Source organism: Rhizobium sp. BK275, from assembly GCF_014193555.1.
In the GTDB taxonomy this organism is placed as follows: domain Bacteria; phylum Pseudomonadota; class Alphaproteobacteria; order Rhizobiales; family Rhizobiaceae; genus Rhizobium.
In genome coordinates, this window is sequence record NZ_JACHZL010000002.1 from 90,401 (window position 1) to 108,491 (window position 18,091).

Below are 18,091 nucleotides of genomic sequence, written 5' to 3' on the forward strand. Positions count from 1 at the left end.
CTTGAAACTATCGAGATTCAGTGAAGCTCGCGCTCGTGCAGCGCAACGAGCAGGGCATCCTGTGTCTGATGGCCGGCATGATAGAGGTCGATCGCGATGCTGGCGATCGAAAGGCCCTGCTGGCTGCGGAGCTTGATGTTGCGTTCGGCGCACCACGTATAGAGCGCACCTGCCAGCGCATCGACATCTTCGGACAGGCAGTTGGAAAAGTTCGTTGCCGACATGGATATACCCTCTGTTAGTCCCGGACTGCGGGCCAAAGACAGTATGGATTTCAGGAACTTGCAAGCATCATCCGGTCTCTACGTTAACACAAAACGTCTGCGTGTCGACCTGCGTCCCGGCCTGATACACGTGTCCCGGATTGGGGCGCGCACGAAAAAAGCCGGAGGCGGAACCTCCGGCTTTTGTAACCTTAGAGCGCCGTGCGTCCGTTCGGACGCACAAAGGACGCTCTAACTCTTTGAATCTACAGCATCGGCCCGAAAATCGATTCCGATTTTCGGGCCGATGCTGTAGAGATATCGAGATCAGCCCTCGAAGAATTCCTTCATCCGGGCAAAGAAGCCCGTCGATTCCGGATTGTTCTCCTTGGAGGAGAGCTGTTCGAATTCCTGCAGAAGCTCGCGCTGGCGCTTGGAAAGCTTCTGCGGCGTCTCGATCTGGATCTGGATGTAGAGATCACCGGTCTGGCTGGAACGCAGCACCGGCATGCCCTTGCTCTTCAGGCGGAACTGTTTGCCGGCCTGCGTACCCTCGGGAACGGTGACGCGCGACTTGGTGCCGTCGAGCGTTGCCACATCGAAGGTGCCGCCGAGCGCTGCCGTCGTCATGGAGATCGGCACGGCGCAATAGAGATCGGCTCCGTCGCGCTGATAGAACTCATGCGGCTTCACCGACAGGAAGATATAGAGATCGCCCGCCGGGCCGCCGCGCATGCCGGCTTCGCCTTCGCCCTGCAGGCGAATGCGGGTGCCGTCCTCAATGCCAGCAGGGATGTTGACCGAAAGCGAACGCTCTTCGGTCACACGGCCCTGGCCGTGGCACTTCGGGCACGGATCGGGAATGATCTGACCGCGACCATGGCAAGTCGGGCAGGTACGTTCGATCGAAAAGAACCCCTGTGCTGCGCGCACGCGGCCCGAGCCCTGGCAGGTGCCGCAGGTCTTCGGCTGCGTGCCGGGCTTCGCGCCGGAGCCGGAACAGACGTCGCAGGTAATCGACGTCGGAACGCGGATCTGCGCCGTCTTGCCGGAGTAAGCCTCTTCCAGCGAGATTTCCATGTTGTAGCGAAGGTCGGCGCCGCGTTCGCGGCCGCCCGAAGAGCGTTGCCGTCCACGGCCGCCGCCCATCATCTCGCCGAAAATATCCTCGAAGATGTCGGAGAAACCGCCACCGGCAAATCCGCCGCCGCCGGGACCACCCATGCCGCCATGCTCGAAGGCCGCATGGCCGTAACGGTCGTAGGCCGCGCGCTTCTGCGGGTCCTTCAGCGTTTCGTAGGCTTCGTTGATTTCCTTGAACTTGCGTTCGGCATCTTTGTCATCCGGGTTCTTGTCCGGATGGTATTTCATTGCCAGCTTGCGGAAGGCGCTCTTCAGCTCTTTTTCATCCGCCGTCTTGGCTACACCCAGAGTTTCGTAGAAGTCCGCTTTTGCCAATTTAAGCCCCGGAAATGGATTTCCGGCTGCCATGGTGAGCAGCCGGATGTCTATCGTCTAGCGAAAGCCGCCAGCCCACGATTACGCGGACTTCTTGCGGTCGTCGTCCTTGACTTCTTCGTAGTCGGCATCGACGACATTGTCATCCTCGGCCGAAGCGTCGGTCGTGCCGCCTTCGGCCTGCTGGGCTTCATAGATCGCCTGGCCGAGCTTCATGGAAACTTCCATGAGCGTCTGGGTCTTGGCCTTGATGTCTTCGGCGTCGGCTTCGGTTGCCTCGGTTGCGGACTTCAGAGCGGCAATCGCGTCGGAGATTGCGGTACGATCGGCTTCGGAAACCTTGTCGCCGTAATCCTTGAGCGACTTTTCCGTGGAGTGGATCAGGCTTTCGGCCTGGTTCTTGGCTTCCACACCTTCGCGGCGCTTCTTGTCTTCGGCGGCATGCGATTCGGCATCCTTGACCATCTTTTCGATGTCGGCGTCGGAGAGACCACCGGAAGCCTGGATGCGGATCTGCTGTTCCTTGCCGGTGCCCTTGTCCTTGGCCGAAACCTGCACGATGCCGTTCGCGTCGATATCGAAGGTGACTTCGATCTGCGGAACGCCGCGCGGTGCCGGCGGCAGGCCGACGAGGTCGAACTGGCCGAGCAGCTTGTTGTCGGCAGCCATTTCACGCTCGCCCTGCGAGACGCGGATGGTGACGGCCTGCTGGTTGTCGTCGGCGGTCGAGAAGGTCTGGCTCTTCTTCGTCGGGATCGTCGTGTTGCGTTCGATCAGACGGGTGAAGACACCACCGAGCGTTTCGATGCCGAGAGACAGCGGGGTCACGTCGAGAAGCAGAACGTCCTTGACGTCGCCCTGCAGAACGCCGGCCTGGATGGCGGCGCCGAGAGCAACGACTTCGTCCGGGTTGACGCCCTTGTGCGGTTCCTTGCCGAACAGCTGCTTGACGACTTCCTGGACCTTCGGCATGCGGCTCATACCACCGACGAGAACGACTTCGTCGATCTCAGCTGCGGTGACGCCGGCATCCTTGAGAGCTGCCTTGCACGGAGCGATCGTGCGCTGAACGAGATCGTCGACCAGGCTTTCGAGCTTGGCGCGGGTCAGCTTCAGCGTCAGGTGCTTCGGACCGGAAGCGTCGGCCGTGATGAACGGCAGGTTGATTTCGGTCTGCTGCGAAGAGGACAGCTCGATCTTTGCCTTTTCGGCAGCTTCCTTGAGGCGCTGCAGAGCGAGCTTGTCGTTCTTCAGGTCGATACCGTTGTCCTTCTTGAACTCGGCAACGAGATATTCGACGAGGCGCATGTCGAAGTCTTCACCGCCGAGGAAAGTATCGCCGTTGGTTGACTTCACTTCGAAGACGCCGTCACCGATCTCAAGGATCGAGATATCGAAGGTACCGCCACCAAGGTCGTAAACGGCGATCGTCTTGCCGTCCTTCTTGTCGAGGCCGTAGGCGAGCGCAGCAGCGGTCGGCTCGTTGATGATGCGGAGCACTTCAAGACCGGCGATCTTGCCGGCATCCTTGGTTGCCTGACGCTGCGCGTCGTTGAAGTACGCGGGAACGGTGATGACGGCCTTTTCGACCTTTTCACCGAGATAGGACTCGGCGGTTTCCTTCATCTTCTGAAGGATCATCGCGGAAATCTGTGCGGGCGAGTAGCCCTTACCGTTGGCTTCGACCCAGGCGTCGCCGTTGTCACCCTTGACGATGGTGAAGGGAACGAGGTGCTTGTCCTTCTCGACGGTCGGATCTTCGTAACGGCGGCCGATGAGGCGCTTTACGGCGAAGAGCGTGTTCGTCGGGTTGGTGACCGCCTGGCGCTTGGCCGGCTGGCCGACGAGGCGTTCGCCGTCATCGGAAAATGCCACCATGGAAGGGGTCGTACGCGCGCCTTCCGCATTCTCGATGACCTTTGCGTCTTTGCCGTCCATGACTGCGACGCAGGAATTTGTCGTTCCAAGGTCGATACCAATTACTTTTGCCATGTCATTCTCTCCTTGAAGCAAGCTGTCGGAACCCCGGTAAGGCATTTCCCTGACAGCCCCTTACGGGATGGGTCTACTAAGATTACGCAATCGTGATTGCGGTGATGCGGCGTATATAAGGAGCGGATTTCTGGACTGCAAGGCGAGAAATGGCCCGGAATCCAGCAAAACGAATGTGTTGCATTCAATTTTTACAGTAGCCGGAAAAGGGTCTGCTTTGCACCGTCGAACCACGCAAATCTTGCATGCCGAGCCTTGCGCGGGACGTGCTCCCGAAAGGTCTTCATATCCCGTTCCAATACTGTCTACTGCCCCATGATGAGATCGAGCAGGGTCGTGCGTCGCGGCTGCGCCCCTGACGTTGCCTGCGGACCGCCCACATCACCGGGCGGCACCATGTCGTCGTAACCGCCGTCGGCAACATCGGCGGGCGGCACAGGTCCGCCATTCACCGGCGTCGCCGCCCGCGACTGTCCGGGCGCCGGCGGATAACGGTTTAGGTCGGCATTCCCACCGAAGACACCGGAAATGATGCTGCCGACCGTCGAAGGCTGCTCGGGAGCCGGCTGCGCCTGCACCATGAGCTGGCCGTCGCCGGGGTTGGAGCCAGAGTCGGGGAGTGTCTGGCCCATGCCGAAAAGCGGCGCCGGAGAAAGCCCTTTATGCGCGGCGACCATGAATTCTTTCCAGGCTTTGGCCGGAAGCCCGCCGCCGGTCACCTTCTTCATTGGCTTGCCGTCGTCATTGCCGAACCACACGCCCGTCGTCAGGTTGCTGGTGAAGCCGACGAACAATGCGTCGCGCGAGTTTTGCGTCGTGCCGGTCTTGCCGGCCGCCTGCCAGCCGGGAAGCTTGGCGCTCGAGCCTGTGCCGCCGTTGATGACGCCCATCATCATCATGTTCATTTCGGCCACGATCTGCTCGGAAAGCACGCGCGGCGGATTGTCGTAGGTGTTCTCGTAAAGCACCTTGCCATCAGCGGTGGTCACCCGGCGGATCACATGCGGCGTCGCTTTGTAGCCACCGTTCATGAAGGCGGCATAGGAGGACGTCAGCTCCATGAGGGATACTTCCGAGGTGCCGAGTGCGATCGAGGCATTGGGTTGCAGGTCTGATTCGATGCCGAGACGATGGGCGAGCTTGATCACCTGATCCGGCCCGTCATACATCACGAGCTGGGCGGCCACCGTGTTCAGCGACTTGGCGAGCGCTGTCCTGAGCGTCACTTCGCCGTTGTATTTCTTCTCGTAATTTTCAGGCGTCCAGTCGCCGATGCGGATCGGCGCGTCGTTGAAGACGGAATCCGGCGTCAGGCCCTTTTCGAGCGCAGCGGCATAGACGAAAGGCTTGAAGGAGGAGCCCGGCTGGCGCTTGGCCTTGACGGCACGGTTGAACTGGCTCGTCGCATAGTCCCTGCCGCCGACGAGCGCGCGGATGGCGCCCGTACCGTCGATCGAGACAAGAGCGGCCTGCGATGCATCGAACTTGCCGCCTTCCTTGTTGAGTACGTCGACCAGCGACTGTTCGGCTTTCCTTTCGAGATTCTTGTCGATGGTCGTATCGACGATGACGTCTTCCTTCACGTCGCCGACCAGCCCCTGCAGCTCGTCCATCACCATATCGGCAACATATTGTCCGGCGCCCGACCAGTAGCTGCGGGCTGAAGCCGGCGTCTGCGACATCGCCGTCTTGATCTCGCCGTCGCTGATATAGCCCTGGTCGCGCATGGCCTGCAGCACGATCTGCGCGCGGGCATTTGCTGCCTCCGGATCACGGGCCGGCGAAAGGCGGGACGGCGCTTTCACAAGGCCCGCAAGCAGGGCTGCTTCGCCGAGGTTCACATCGCGCGCCGACTTGTTGAAATAGCGCCGCGCCGCGGCTTCCACGCCATAGGCATTCGAGCCGAAATAGACGCGGTTCAGATACATCGCAAGGATCTGGTCCTTGGTGTATTTCTGTTCCAGCCAGAAGGAGAGCAGCACCTCCTGCACCTTGCGCTCGAGCGTGCGCTCGGGCGAGAGGAACAGGTTCTTGGCAAGCTGCTGCGTCAGCGTCGAGCCGCCCTGGATCGGCTGGCCGGTCGCATTGTTGACGAAGGCGCGCGCCAGCCCGAATGGATCGACGCCGAAATGCGAATAGAAGCGTCGGTCTTCGATGGCGACGATCGCTTCGGGAATATAGGGAGACATGTTCTCCAGGGAGAGCTCTTCGCCGCCGGTCGCACCGCGGTTGGCGATCGCGCTGCCGTCCACGGCGGTGATCTTGACGTTCGGCGGCCGCTCGGGGATTGCCCAGGTGCTGGCGCTCGGCATGCGCGAACCATAATAGAACACGAGGCCGGCAACACCGATGCCGGCCCAGATGCCAAGCAAGATGCACCAGTAGACGACCCTGCGCAGGAATGCGAATAGGCCACCGCCTTCGCGTTCTCGAGGCTCGGGACGGCGCTTCGCTGGCGTGCGGCGGGGAGCGGGAGATTTCGATGTACGTTTGGAGCCGTGCCGCCCGTCGATGCGGTCGTCGTCATCGAGCGCGAATTCGTCATCCTCCTCACTGCCGCCACGGCCGTTGAAGGACGGTTCGATCCTGTCGTCTGATCTGCGTCTGGCTACCATCGTGGAGCGGTTGACCCTTGTTATAAGACCGCGCCCCAGAGCAACGGTTTTATTCGACTGAACTGTAAATGCGGCGAATTAACGGGCTGTTAAGAACAACACCAATACGACCAAGTACCCCGCCTGCCTGCCTTTTCTCCGTTAACCAGCCGCGAGTTTCCCGCATGGCTGCCATTCGTTGAGGCCGTCACAAAACCGACATATATCGCCGCGACTTCCGCTCGCCCAGGAAGCGGATGCGCAATATCCAGGTAGAGGAGAGCCGGCTGAGGATGCTCCTTGGCTCCCATGCGGAGATGCGCGACCTGCTGGCGACCCAGCGTCGCACATCTTCTGGCTGGTGAGGGAACCAATAGGCTTCGTGGTAGTTTTATCGAAAGCGGGACATACCCCTCACGTCCCGCTCAGATCGGCCGTCTCCCCTCAACACGCGCCGATCAATATCAGGCCCGGCGTATCACCAGATACGTCGGGTCCTTTTCTTTAGGGACGATAGGGACCACGATCGCGATAATAATAGTCCGGCCCGCGGCGCCAGCGGTCGCGATCACGATAGAAATCGCGGTTGCGGTAGTAGCGATCCCAATATGGGCCGACGCTGAATGTCACTGTCGGAATACCGAGCGGACGGTAATATTGCGGGCCGACATAGATCCGACGCCGCTCATAGGTCGCCTGGACATATTGGCCGGAAACCCAGCCCCGGCCTCCATAGAATTCCACATCGCACCAGGGCGTATCGGCAAGGCAGCCGCGGATTTGCAGCGGCGTGCCGTTTGGAATGACGGCGACGGCAGGATAGCGCGTGCTCGGGCCGGCACGCATGTTCACGTTCGCAGTCGAAATGCCCTGCGCGGCTTCGGCAATGGCGGGCGCCAGCAGCAAGAGACCACCCGCGACAATTTTCAGAAGAATATGTTTCACCTTTTACTCCTCGCAATGAACGACGGATGCCGGGCGTCGGGAGCGACATTCCCTGGCGGGGCAAAGATAGAGCGCCTGCGGCATAGGTCATGCGGCGCAGTTTTCACTTTGTCTTTCAAAGGCTTATAGGGACAGTCGGATGAACGCAGCTTGAACGGCGGTCAAGCTTTGTACGAGGCCTTGAAATGTAAAAGGCGGCTTCCGATATAAGGTTCAAGAAATCGCAGCCCGGAAATGTTGTGCGCCCTGTCGGTGATACCGTTTCCGAGATCTGGTTGGATGGATCGTTTACCGGTCGTTAATCCCTAAGGATCACTCTGGCTGTGCATTATCTGCTTCTCCTTTGACCACGGATGTACTGGCACTGAGATGAGGCGGATAACGGAAGGCCGGTTCGAACCGGCCTTTTTGTTTGCAGATTTCGGATGGCGTGCCGCGCAGACCGCAGGCACGCCTTTTTCGTTTCAGGCCTTCAGTGCAGTCAGGATGCGCACCCAGGAGCGGATGCCCTTGTGGTAGGAGGCAAGCTCGTATTTCTCGTTTGGCGAATGGATGCGGTCGTCTGAGAGACCGAAGCCGACGAGCAGGGATTCCATGCCGAGCATCTTCTGGAAATCGCCGACGATCGGGATCGAGCCGCCCATGCCGATGACGACGGCAGGCTTCGGCCATTCATCCGAAAGCGCGGTCCGCGCCTTGGTCAGAACAGGCGAGTCATAGGAAAGATGGATGGCCGGCGAGGCACCATGCGGATGGAACTCGACCGAGCAGTCGGCCGGGATCTTCGAGCGAACGTAATTGCGGAAGCTTTCGCGGATCGCTGCCGGATCCTGTGTGCCGACGAGGCGGAAGGAAACTTTCGCCGATGCCTTGGCGGCAATCACGGTCTTGAAACCTTCGCCGGTATAGCCGCCCCAGATACCGTTGACCTCGGCCGTGGGCCGTGCCCACGTGAGCTCCAGGACCGAGCGGCCCTTTTCGCCTGAGGGGATGGAGAGGCCGACTTCGCCGAGGAAGCTTTCGGCCGACTTGCCGAGCGTTTCCCAGGAAGCCTTGATATTGGAGGGCGTTTCCTCGACGCCGTTGTAGAAACCGTCGAGCGTGATGCGCCCGGTCTCGTCATGCAGGCCGGCAAGCGCTTCTACGAGAATATGGATCGGATTGGCGGCCGCCCCGCCGAAAAGGCCGGAATGCAGGTCGCGGTCGGCAGCCGTCACCACGACTTCCTCGCCGACAAGACCACGAAGCGCAGCCGCAATTGCCGGTGTATCGCGATCCCACATGCTGGTGTCGCAGACGAGGGCATAGTCGGCCTTGAGTTCGGCAGCATTGGCTTCGAGGAACGGCTTCAGCGACGGCGAGCCGGATTCTTCCTCGCCCTCGAAAAGTATGGTGACGCGGCATGGAAGTGCGCCATTGATTTCCTTGTAGGCGCGGCAGGCTTCGACGAAAGTCATGAGCTGACCCTTGTCGTCGGCAGTACCACGGCCGGTCAGGATCTTGCGGCCATTGCCGGCATCCTTGACGGCGGGATCGAAAGGATCGTTTTCCCAGAGCTCAATCGGATCGACCGGCTGTACGTCATAGTGACCGTAGAAGAGGACATGGGGGGCATCAGCCGAGTCGCCTTCATGATGGGCGACCACCATCGGATGGCCGGGCGTGTCGCGAACCGAGGCGTCAAAGCCCAGTGTCTTCAGATAGGCGGTGAGCCACTCGGCCGCCTTGCGGCATTCGGCCTTATAGGCCGGATCGGTCGAGATCGACTTGATGCGCAACAGCTCGAACAGCCTTTCAAGGCTTGAATCAAGATTCTGGTCCGCACGCGCAAGGACAGGATTTAGTTCGGTCATTTCCGACTCCTTTGAAATTCGGCCGGACGATAGACCCAATTGGCTGCGGTTTCGAGCGTCAAATTTTCAAGATGTTATGTGGTGCCAAATGCTGCAACGGATGAAGTAGAGATGCCTAATGCAATTTACAGTTATTTAGCAAACTCTAAATAATCTCGCATCGAGGTCGATTTTCGAGGTGGCGAATGTTCTCCGTTATTGCTTGTATCAGGGACAACCATGACTGGCGGCTGGTCATCGCGGCCGCAGTCGTCTGCCTCGTTGGCAGCCTGACGACGATGCTTCTTCTCTTCCGTGCCCAGGAATGCGACGTCGGCCAGCGCAAGCTCTGGATCGGCACGTCAGCCTTTGCCAGTGGCGTCGGCGTATGGGCAACGCATTTCATCGCCATGCTCGCCTATGATGGCGGCATGCCGATCAGCTACGATCTCGGCCCGACTTCTCTCTCGGTGATCCTGTCGATCTTCGGCTCGTGGGTGGCGATCCTGATCGCCTCGGAGGGCCGAACCGCTTATTCTTTTGCTTTCGGCGGCGTGCTGATGGCACTTGGTATCACGGCCATGCATTTTACCGGCATGCAGGCGGTCGAGGCGCAGGCCGTCGTCGTCTATGATGCCCCAACGATAGTCGTCGCTTTCTCCTCCTGCGCGGCGCTTTCTTCCGTCGCCTTCCTCGCCTTCTTCAAGCTGAAGGGCATGAAACGCTTCGCCGCATCGTCGACTGCCTTCGTGCTGGCAATCTGTGCGCTCCATTTCATCTCGATGAGCAGCATCACCCTGGTGCCGGACCCCATGCGTGACGTAGCAGCGATGGCGCTTGCGCCTGAGGTGCTTGCCGCGATCGTCATGGCCGTTTCGACCGGCCTCATCCTCATGGCCTTTGGCGCGGTCTTCCTCGAAAGTCATCTGACCGACCTTCGCGGTCTTGCCAACGTCTCGCAGGACGGTCTCGTTATCCTGCGTGACGGCAAGATCATCGACACCAATGAACGCTTCCTTGCCCTGTCCGGCTGGAAGCTCTCCGAGCTCACGGACAACGCTCCTTCGGCCGTATTGGCGCTCGTCCATGCGGAGCAGGAGAGGGCTCACAAGGAAATGCTGCTGATCGTCAAAGACGAGAGGGAAATCCCTGTCGAGGTCGTCACGCGGCGGATCGTCTATCGCGGGCGCCATTGCGATGTTCTCGTCGTTCGTGACCTTACCGAGCGTAAACGCGCCGAAGAGCTGATCGAGCATCTCGCCCATTACGATGTTCTGACGGACCTGCCGAACCGTTCGCTTTTCGACACCCGCATTCGCCAGGCTCTGCAGGTCGCGGAACGCAAGCGGGCGCAGGTTGCCGTATTCTGCATCGACCTCGATCGCTTCAAGGCCGTCAACGATATTTTCGGCCACGCCGAAGGCGACCGCATCCTGCGCAAGGTTGCTGCGATCCTCAAACGCTGCGTCGATCATGACGATACGATCGCGCGGCTTGGCGGTGATGAATTCGCCGTCATCCAGCCGGGCAAGCGGCAGCCCGATGCGGCGCGCCGTCTGGCACGCCGCATCATCGATGAATTCGCGGCCGAGATGGATACCGCCCGCGATCCGACGGCCGTCGGCGCCAGCATCGGCATTGCGCTTTATCCTGCAGATGGAAAATCTGCCGAAGAGCTTTGCAACAACGCCGATACCGCCCTTTATCGCGTCAAACATGCAGGGCGTGGTGCAGCCTGCTTCTTCGATGCGGAAATGGACGAGTCGGTGCGTACCCGTCGCCAGATCGAGCACGAGCTTCGCCACGCCATCAACCGCAAGCAGCTTCACGTCAATTATCAGCCAATTCTCGACGCGCGCAGCGGCGAGATCAACGGTTACGAAGCTCTCATGCGCTGGAACAGGCCATGCCACGGCATGAGCGAACCGGAAATCTTCATTCCGATCGCCGAGGAAAGCGGCTCCATCGTCCAGCTCGGCGAATGGATCCTGCGTGAGGCTTGCATGGAGGCGGCCCGCTGGCCGCAGCCGCTGACGATTGCGGTCAATGTCTCCCCGGTACAGTTTTTGCTGCCCAATCTCTGCGAACGAGTGGCTGAGATTCTGAAGGAAGCGGGCCTCGCGCCGGAACGGCTGGAGCTGGAGATCACCGAAGCCGCACTCGTGCGTGATCGCAACCGGGTCATGAACACACTTCAGCGCTTGCGCGGTCTCGGCGTGCGCATCGTCATGGATGATTTCGGCACCGGCTTTTCATCGCTGTCCAACTTGCGCTCTTTCCCCTTCGACAAGATCAAGGTCGATCGCAGTTTCACCGGCGTTCTGGAACATGATGCAGGCGCCCGCTCGATCGTGCGGGCCATCATCGGTCTGGGGCACAGTCTTGGCATGCCCGTCGTCACTGAGGGCGTGGAAACGGAAATGCAGCGTCAGATCGTCGTTGAGGAAGGCTGTACCCAGGTGCAGGGGCTGCTGCTCGGCAAGCCCGATATCGAGCCGAGCATCAAGCTCGCCACCCGCGAAAACTTTCTCTCGGAGCATGTCGATGCGCAGACGGAAAAACCCACGCGCCGCCCCGCCGCCGCGGAGTGAGCTTAGAGCGCCTTTGCGTTGTTGATGAGGCGCCGGATATATTCGAGCATCAGTTCCCGCTCGAAGGCCCGGAATCCTTTGAATAGGGCAAGATCGGCCTCGCGCGCCGTATCGATGGCTTCCGCTTCCATCGCCTTGGCTTTCTCGGTCAGAAAGATCAGCTGGGCGCGCTTGTCGGTGGGATGCGGGCACCGTTCGATCAGCCCGTCACGTGCCATGCGCGAGAGCGTGTTGGCCATCGTCGCTTGCTCGATATCGACGCGCTCCAGAAGCTGCTTCTGGGTCAGCCCGTCTTCGGCCCAAAGCTCTAGAAGTATCGGGAACTGGCCGGGAGAAAAGCCGAGCCCTGCCGCGCGCTGATGCAGCGAACGGGCAAAACCCTTGGCCAGCTGGCTGGCAAGGTAGGCGCCGGATTCCATTCGATTAAATCCCATGATTGTAAGTTAGGCTCAAAATCGTGCAGTAGACAATGTAACAAATCGCATACGATCCATCAAAACATAGGAACGAAGCTCTTAATTTTTGAGTGCTGCAGCGAATGGCTGAAAAAACAAAACCGCCACGGCCTGGAGGAAGGCCATGGCGGCTTGAAAATGAGGACAAAGGCCCGGAGAGGGGGATGAGGCCTTTGTCCAAGCCTGACGCGGGCGGGGGACAAGCCGGCTATCAGACCCGCGGCGCGATCAAACGCCGGTAAGCCAGATTTGTGATTGAGATTGTGGTTTTTCAAGGGAAAGGGAAAAAACCGCCTATTACAAATTGGTAACAGTTTGGTGAGGCGGAATCTTTTTGCACAACCAAGTTTATATGGACCTCGAAGAACCGCCGCGCTATCCATGCTGCCATGAAAAAAGGCGATCATCTCTTCCTTGTCGACGGTTCGGGCTTCATCTTCCGGGCCTTTCATGCATTGCCCCCGCTGACGCGCAAATCCGACGGCCTGCCGGTCGGCGCCGTCTCGGGTTTCTGCAACATGCTTTGGAAGCTGCTGAGAGATGCACGCAGCACCGATGTGGCCGCCACGCCGACCCATCTTGCCGTCATTTTCGACTATTCGTCGAAGACCTTCCGCAAGGATCTCTATGACGCGTATAAGGCGAACCGTTCGGCGCCGCCCGAAGAGCTGGTGCCGCAGTTCGGCCTGATCCGCGAGGCGACGCGCGCCTTCAATCTTCCCTGCATCGAGACGGAAGGTTTCGAAGCCGACGATATCATCGCCACCTATGCCCGCCAGGCCGAAGCCGTCGGCGCCGACGTGACGATCGTCTCCTCCGACAAGGACTTGATGCAGCTCGTCACGACCAATGTCCACATGTACGACAGCATGAAGGACAAGCAGATCAGCATCCCCGATGTCATCGAGAAATGGGGTGTGCCGCCGGAAAAGATGATCGACCTGCAGGCCATGACCGGCGATTCCGTCGACAATGTTCCGGGCATTCCAGGCATCGGTCCCAAGACGGCCGCCCAGCTTCTCGCCGAATATGGCGATCTCGATACCCTTCTCGAGCGTGCCCACGAGATCAAGCAGGAAAAGCGTCGCCAGACGATTCTCGAAAACATCGACAAGGCAAAGCTCTCCCGCGAGCTGGTGCGCCTGCGCACCGACGTGCCGCTGGAGCTTGACCTCGACGCGCTCATCCTGGAGCCGCAGAACGGCCCCAAGCTGATCGGCTTCCTGAAGACCATGGAGTTCACGACGCTGACGCGCCGTGTCGCGGAAGTCTGCAATTGCGATGCCAGCGAGATCGAGCCTGCCTTCGTGAAGATCGAATGGGGTGCGGAAGCGCATGGCCCGGATCTCGATGCAGCCGAGCCGGAGCCTGTCGCGGGCGCTGTCCCTGACGTAAGTGGCGAAGCCGTCGCGGTTCCGCCGCGTGCAAAGGCGAAAACTGCGGTCGAAGGCACGTTTGCGCCGGCCGATCTTGCCAAGGCGCGCGCGGAGGCCTTTGCGACCCTGCCGTTTGACCATTCCTCCTATGTGACGATCCGCGACCTTGCGACCCTCGATCGGTGGATCGCCGACGCGCGGGACACCGGCCTCGTCGCCTTCGATACGGAAACGACCTCGCTCGATGCGATGCAGGCCGAACTCGTCGGCTTCTCCCTGGCGATTGCCGATAACACTGCCGATCCGACAGGCACACGCATCCGCGCCGCCTATGTACCTATCGGCCACAAGACGGGCGTTGGCGACCTGCTCGGCGGCGGCCTTGCCGATAACCAGATCCCGATGGGCGATGCGCTGTCGCGACTGAAGGCGCTGCTGGAGGATGAATCGATCCTCAAGGTGGCGCAGAACCTGAAATACGACTACCTGCTGATGAAGCGCTACGGCATCGAGACGAAGAGTTTCGACGATACGATGCTGATATCCTACGTGCTCGACGCCGGCACCGGCGCGCATGGCATGGACCCCTTGTCCGAAAAATTCCTCGGCCACACACCGATCGCCTACAAGGATGTTGCCGGCTCCGGCAAGTCGAACGTCACCTTCGACCTCGTCGATATCGAGCGCGCGACCCACTACGCCGCCGAAGACGCCGACGTGACGCTGCGCCTCTGGATGGTGCTGAAGCCGCGCCTTGCAGCTACTCAGCTGACGCGTGTCTATGAGCGTCTGGAACGTCCGCTCGTATCTGTTCTGGCGCGCATGGAAGAACGCGGCATCACGGTCGACCGCCAGATTCTGTCGCGCCTGTCGGGCGAACTGGCTCAGGGTGCAGCCAGGTTCGAGGATGAAATCTATCAGCTTGCCGGCGAGAGGTTCAACATCGGCTCTCCCAAGCAGCTCGGCGACATTCTGTTCGGCAAGATGGGCCTTGCCGGCGGCAGCAAGACCAAGACCGGCCAATGGTCGACCTCGGCAAGCGTGCTGGAAGACCTGGCGGCGGCCGGCTTCGAGCTGCCCCGCAAGATCGTTGACTGGCGCCAGCTCACCAAGCTGAAATCCACCTATACGGATGCGCTTCCGGGTTACATCCATCCGGAAACGAAGCGGGTGCACACCTCCTATTCGTTGGCATCGACGACGACAGGCCGCCTTTCCTCCTCGGAGCCGAACCTTCAGAACATTCCGGTCCGCACCGCCGAAGGCCGCAAGATTCGCACGGCCTTCATTTCATCGCCCGGCCACAAGCTGATCTCGGCCGACTACAGCCAGATCGAGCTGCGCGTGCTCGCTCATGTCGCTGAGATCCCGCAGCTCGTGCGCGCTTTCGAAGACGGCATCGACATCCACGCCATGACCGCCTCCGAAATGTTCGGCGTTCCCGTCGAGGGCATGCCGGCCGAGGTGCGCCGCCGCGCCAAGGCGATCAACTTCGGCATCATCTACGGTATTTCCGCCTTCGGTCTCGCCAACCAGCTTTCCATCGAGCGCTCGGAAGCCGGCGACTATATCAAGAAGTATTTCGAACGTTTTCCCGGCATCCGCGATTACATGGAAAGCCGCAAGCAGATGGCCCGCGACAAGGGCTATGTCGAGACGATCTTCGGCCGCCGAATCAATTATCCGGAAATTCGCTCGTCCAATCCTTCCGTCCGCGCCTTCAACGAACGTGCTGCCATCAACGCGCCGATCCAGGGTTCGGCCGCCGACGTCATCCGCCGCGCCATGATCAAGATCGAGCCGGCGCTCGCCGAGGCAGGCCTTGCCGATCGGGTGCGCATGCTCCTGCAGGTGCATGACGAATTGATCTTCGAGGTCGAAGACGAGGATGTCGAAAAGGCGATGCCGACAATCGTTTCGGTCATGGAAAACGCCGCCTCGCCGGCGCTCGAAATGCGCGTGCCGCTTCGGGTCGACGCACGCGCCGCCACCAATTGGGACGAGGCGCATTAAGGCATGTCGCGCAAAATTGTGCAGCGATTTTGCGACAATGACATGCGAAAATAAGTGCTTAAGGCGTGGCAAGCGAGTCTTGGAGATCGCGACACGCTTTAACGCGCTTCGTCAGATTGCCCCAAAGATTTTTCCCTTCGACTCAAGCCTCTGAAATTGATGATGTTTCCTCTTTTTGACCGTCCCGCAACGGGACGGCTGGAAGGAACTTATTAACCTTCATTTTCTATCCGGAAGGATGTCCGAATTTACTAGGCATGAGTGAGTAGCTGTCGCATGCGTTTTCCCAGAACCAATTTGACGGATGCCGGAGATTTCTCTTCCGGACTGGAAGCTGAACATCGCGTGGAAAATGCCCCCGTGGAATATGAAGGCGAAAAGCCGGTGCCGCCGCTCTGGCAGAGCAATTTCTCGCTCGCCCCGAACGTCCGCTTCACCCGCACACCGGAAACGTTGATCAGCAAGCGCCGCGCGCCGGAAGAGCCGGTTCGTGCGGAGGTCGTTGCACCTCCCCCGCAACCCTCAGCAGCACCGCAGATGCGCGCGCCGATCACGGTGAACGTACCCTTCGATATCTATCTGCCCGAAGTGGCCGAACCGATCGTCGCACCGCAGCCGGAACCTCAGCTGCAGCCCGCTGCCGCAGCGCCTGTCGAAACTGCGCTGCGCGCAGCGTCCGAGCTTTCCTCCATTTCGGATTTTGCTTTCTGGGAAGTCATGGCGTTCGAGGAGACCGATGCCGAGCCGTCGCGTGTTCAGGTCATCGCCCCAGTCATCGCATTGCCGCAGGCCGAACCTGAATCGATCACCTCGCGCTTCCGGATCATGGAATGGCGTCCGGGCCGGCATAATCCGGCGCCGGTAATGCCGCGCGCACCCGTTGCCGCTGCCCCGGTCAGAACCACTCGTCCGCCGGCTGTCGTAGCATCCGTGGCCCAGCCTCCGGTCGCCCAGACCCCGATCACCGAGACGCTGGTCGCCAAGAGCCCGGTGGTGCAGCCGCAGCCGGATCTGCCGCCCGCGCCGCGTGTCGCGATTGCAGCGCCGGTCCTATCCCCGGTTCGGCCGTCACGCATTGTCGTCGATAAGGTCGACGCTTCCGGCTACGAATTCCCGCCACGTGCCCTGTTGCAGGAGCCTCCGGAGCGGCTCGGCGAGATCATGTCGCAAGAAACGCTGGAGCAGAATGCCGGCCTCCTGGAAAGCGTGCTGGAGGATTTCGGCATCAAGGGCGAGATCATCCATGTCCGCCCAGGTCCGGTCGTTACACTCTATGAATTCGAGCCGGCGCCGGGCGTGAAGTCGTCCCGCGTCATCGGTCTTGCGGATGATATCGCCCGCTCCATGTCGGCCCTGTCCGCCCGAGTAGCTGTCGTCCCCGGCCGCAATGTCATCGGCATCGAACTGCCGAATGCGACGCGCGAGACCGTCTATTTCCGCGAAATGATCGAGAGCGAGGATTTCGACAAGAGCGGCTACAAGCTGGCGCTCGGCCTCGGCAAGACGATCGGCGGCGAACCCGTGATCGCCGAGCTTGCCAAGATGCCGCATCTCCTGGTCGCCGGTACGACCGGCTCGGGCAAATCCGTCGCCATCAACACGATGATCCTGTCGCTGCTCTACCGCATGACGCCGGAGCAGTGCCGCCTCATCATGGTCGATCCCAAGATGCTGGAACTCTCCGTCTATGATGGCATCCCGCATCTGCTGACACCCGTCGTCACCGACCCCAAGAAGGCCGTCATGGCGCTGAAATGGGCGGTACGCGAGATGGAAGAACGCTATCGCAAGATGTCGCGCCTCGGCGTGCGCAACATCGACGGCTATAACGGCCGCGTCTCCCAGGCCCGCGAAAAGGGCGAGACCATCCATATCATGGTCCAGGTCGGCTTCGACCGGCAGACGGGTGCACCGATCGAGGAGCAGCAGGAGCTGGATCTCGCGCCGATGCCCTATATCGTCGTCATCGTCGACGAAATGGCCGACCTGATGATGGTCGCCGGCAAGGAGATCGAAGGCGCGATCCAGCGTCTGGCGCAGATGGCGCGTGCCGCCGGCATCCATCTCATCATGGCAACCCAGCGTCCATCGGTCGATGTCATCACCGGCACGATCAAGGCGAACTTCCCGACCCGCATTTCCTTCCAGGTCACATCCAAGATCGACAGCCGCACGATCCTCGGCGAGCAGGGCGCCGAACAGCTGCTCGGCCAGGGCGACATGCTGCATATGCAGGGCGGCGGCCGCATCGCCCGTGTCCACGGCCCCTTCGTTTCCGACGCCGAAGTCGAGAAGGTCGTGGCACATCTGAAGACGCAGGGCCGGCCGGAATATCTTGATACCGTCACGGCCGGCGAGGACGAAGAAGCCGAGGATGAAGAGGACGGCGCCGTCTTCGACAAGAGTGCCATGGGCGCTGAGGATGGCGACGAGCTTTACCAGCAGGCGGTCAAGGTCGTCATGCGCGACAAGAAGTGCTCGACGTCCTACATCCAGCGCCGCCTTGGCATCGGTTACAACCGTGCGGCCTCGCTGGTCGAGCGCATGGAAAAGGAAGGGCTGGTCGGCCCGGCAAACCATGTCGGCAAGCGCGAGATCGTCTCAGGCCGCGGCGATAACGAATAATCGGAGC

General features: G+C 60.5%; 9 protein-coding genes and 1 pseudogene. 3 read left to right on the forward strand and 7 right to left on the reverse strand.

Going from position 1 to position 18,091, the window contains the following annotated elements; all coding sequences use genetic code 11:
* Positions 1 to 17: 17 nt before the first annotated feature.
* From FHT82_RS06330 to FHT82_RS06355, 6 genes and pseudogenes are all read right to left on the reverse strand, one after another.
* Positions 18 to 224 (reverse strand): hypothetical protein, encoded by a 207-nt coding sequence (locus tag FHT82_RS06330; protein WP_183727500.1) that lies wholly within the window; start codon positions 222 to 224, stop codon positions 18 to 20.
* Between the two features lie 306 nt (positions 225 to 530).
* Positions 531 to 1,661, reverse strand: coding sequence for a molecular chaperone DnaJ (dnaJ, locus tag FHT82_RS06335; RefSeq protein ID WP_183727502.1), 1,131 nt, complete (start codon positions 1,659 to 1,661; stop codon positions 531 to 533).
* 81 nt (positions 1,662 to 1,742) lie between these two features.
* Positions 1,743 to 3,653: a molecular chaperone DnaK gene (dnaK, locus tag FHT82_RS06340; protein WP_183727512.1), complete on the reverse strand. Its 1,911-nt coding sequence runs from the start codon at positions 3,651 to 3,653 to the stop codon at positions 1,743 to 1,745.
* Positions 3,654 to 3,958: 305 nt separating this feature from the next.
* On the reverse strand, positions 3,959 to 6,268 hold the full coding sequence (locus FHT82_RS06345) for a transglycosylase domain-containing protein (protein WP_183727514.1): 2,310 nt from the start codon (positions 6,266 to 6,268) through the stop codon (positions 3,959 to 3,961).
* A gap of 501 nt (positions 6,269 to 6,769) precedes the next feature.
* A pseudogene (locus FHT82_RS06350) lies at positions 6,770 to 7,192 on the reverse strand (SH3 domain-containing protein); the annotation flags it as partial.
* A 464-nt stretch (positions 7,193 to 7,656) separates the two neighbouring features.
* On the reverse strand, positions 7,657 to 9,045 hold the full coding sequence (locus tag FHT82_RS06355) for a M20/M25/M40 family metallo-hydrolase (RefSeq protein ID WP_183727516.1): 1,389 nt from the start codon (positions 9,043 to 9,045) through the stop codon (positions 7,657 to 7,659).
* Between the two features lie 185 nt (positions 9,046 to 9,230).
* Here FHT82_RS06355 and FHT82_RS06360 point away from each other — a divergent pair, with 185 nt between their 5' ends.
* On the forward strand, positions 9,231 to 11,615 hold the full coding sequence (locus FHT82_RS06360) for an EAL domain-containing protein (RefSeq protein ID WP_183727517.1): 2,385 nt from the start codon (positions 9,231 to 9,233) through the stop codon (positions 11,613 to 11,615).
* A gap of 2 nt (positions 11,616 to 11,617) precedes the next feature.
* Here FHT82_RS06360 and FHT82_RS06365 read toward each other — a convergent pair whose 3' ends face one another.
* Positions 11,618 to 12,034 carry a MarR family transcriptional regulator gene (locus tag FHT82_RS06365; protein ID WP_183727519.1) on the reverse strand — a complete coding sequence of 139 codons (417 nt, stop codon included), beginning with the start codon at positions 12,032 to 12,034 and terminating at the stop codon, positions 11,618 to 11,620.
* A gap of 425 nt (positions 12,035 to 12,459) precedes the next feature.
* Here FHT82_RS06365 and polA point away from each other — a divergent pair, with 425 nt between their 5' ends.
* Both polA and FHT82_RS06375 read left to right on the forward strand, forming a co-directional pair.
* Positions 12,460 to 15,459: a DNA polymerase I gene (gene polA, locus FHT82_RS06370; protein ID WP_183727521.1), complete on the forward strand. Its 3,000-nt coding sequence runs from the start codon at positions 12,460 to 12,462 to the stop codon at positions 15,457 to 15,459.
* Between the two features lie 276 nt (positions 15,460 to 15,735).
* Positions 15,736 to 18,084: a DNA translocase FtsK gene (locus FHT82_RS06375; protein WP_183727523.1), complete on the forward strand. Its 2,349-nt coding sequence runs from the start codon at positions 15,736 to 15,738 to the stop codon at positions 18,082 to 18,084.
* The last annotated feature ends 7 nt before the right edge of the window (positions 18,085 to 18,091 follow it).

What these genes read in the sequence shown, in the direction of transcription:
- FHT82_RS06330 (WP_183727500.1), bottom strand. Translation starts at nt 224, where the DNA reads ATGTCGGCAACGAACTTTTCCAACTGCCTGTCCGAAGATGTCGATGCG.
- dnaK (WP_183727512.1), bottom strand. Translation starts at nt 3,653, where the DNA reads ATGGCAAAAGTAATTGGTATCGACCTTGGAACGACAAATTCCTGCGTC.
- FHT82_RS06345 (WP_183727514.1), bottom strand. Translation starts at nt 6,268, where the DNA reads ATGGTAGCCAGACGCAGATCAGACGACAGGATCGAACCGTCCTTCAAC.
- FHT82_RS06355 (WP_183727516.1), bottom strand. Translation starts at nt 9,045, where the DNA reads ATGACCGAACTAAATCCTGTCCTTGCGCGTGCGGACCAGAATCTTGAT.
- FHT82_RS06360 (WP_183727517.1), top strand. Translation starts at nt 9,231, where the DNA reads ATGTTCTCCGTTATTGCTTGTATCAGGGACAACCATGACTGGCGGCTG.
- FHT82_RS06365 (WP_183727519.1), bottom strand. Translation starts at nt 12,034, where the DNA reads ATGGAATCCGGCGCCTACCTTGCCAGCCAGCTGGCCAAGGGTTTTGCC.
- polA (WP_183727521.1), top strand. Translation starts at nt 12,460, where the DNA reads ATGAAAAAAGGCGATCATCTCTTCCTTGTCGACGGTTCGGGCTTCATC.
- FHT82_RS06375 (WP_183727523.1), top strand. Translation starts at nt 15,736, where the DNA reads ATGCGTTTTCCCAGAACCAATTTGACGGATGCCGGAGATTTCTCTTCC.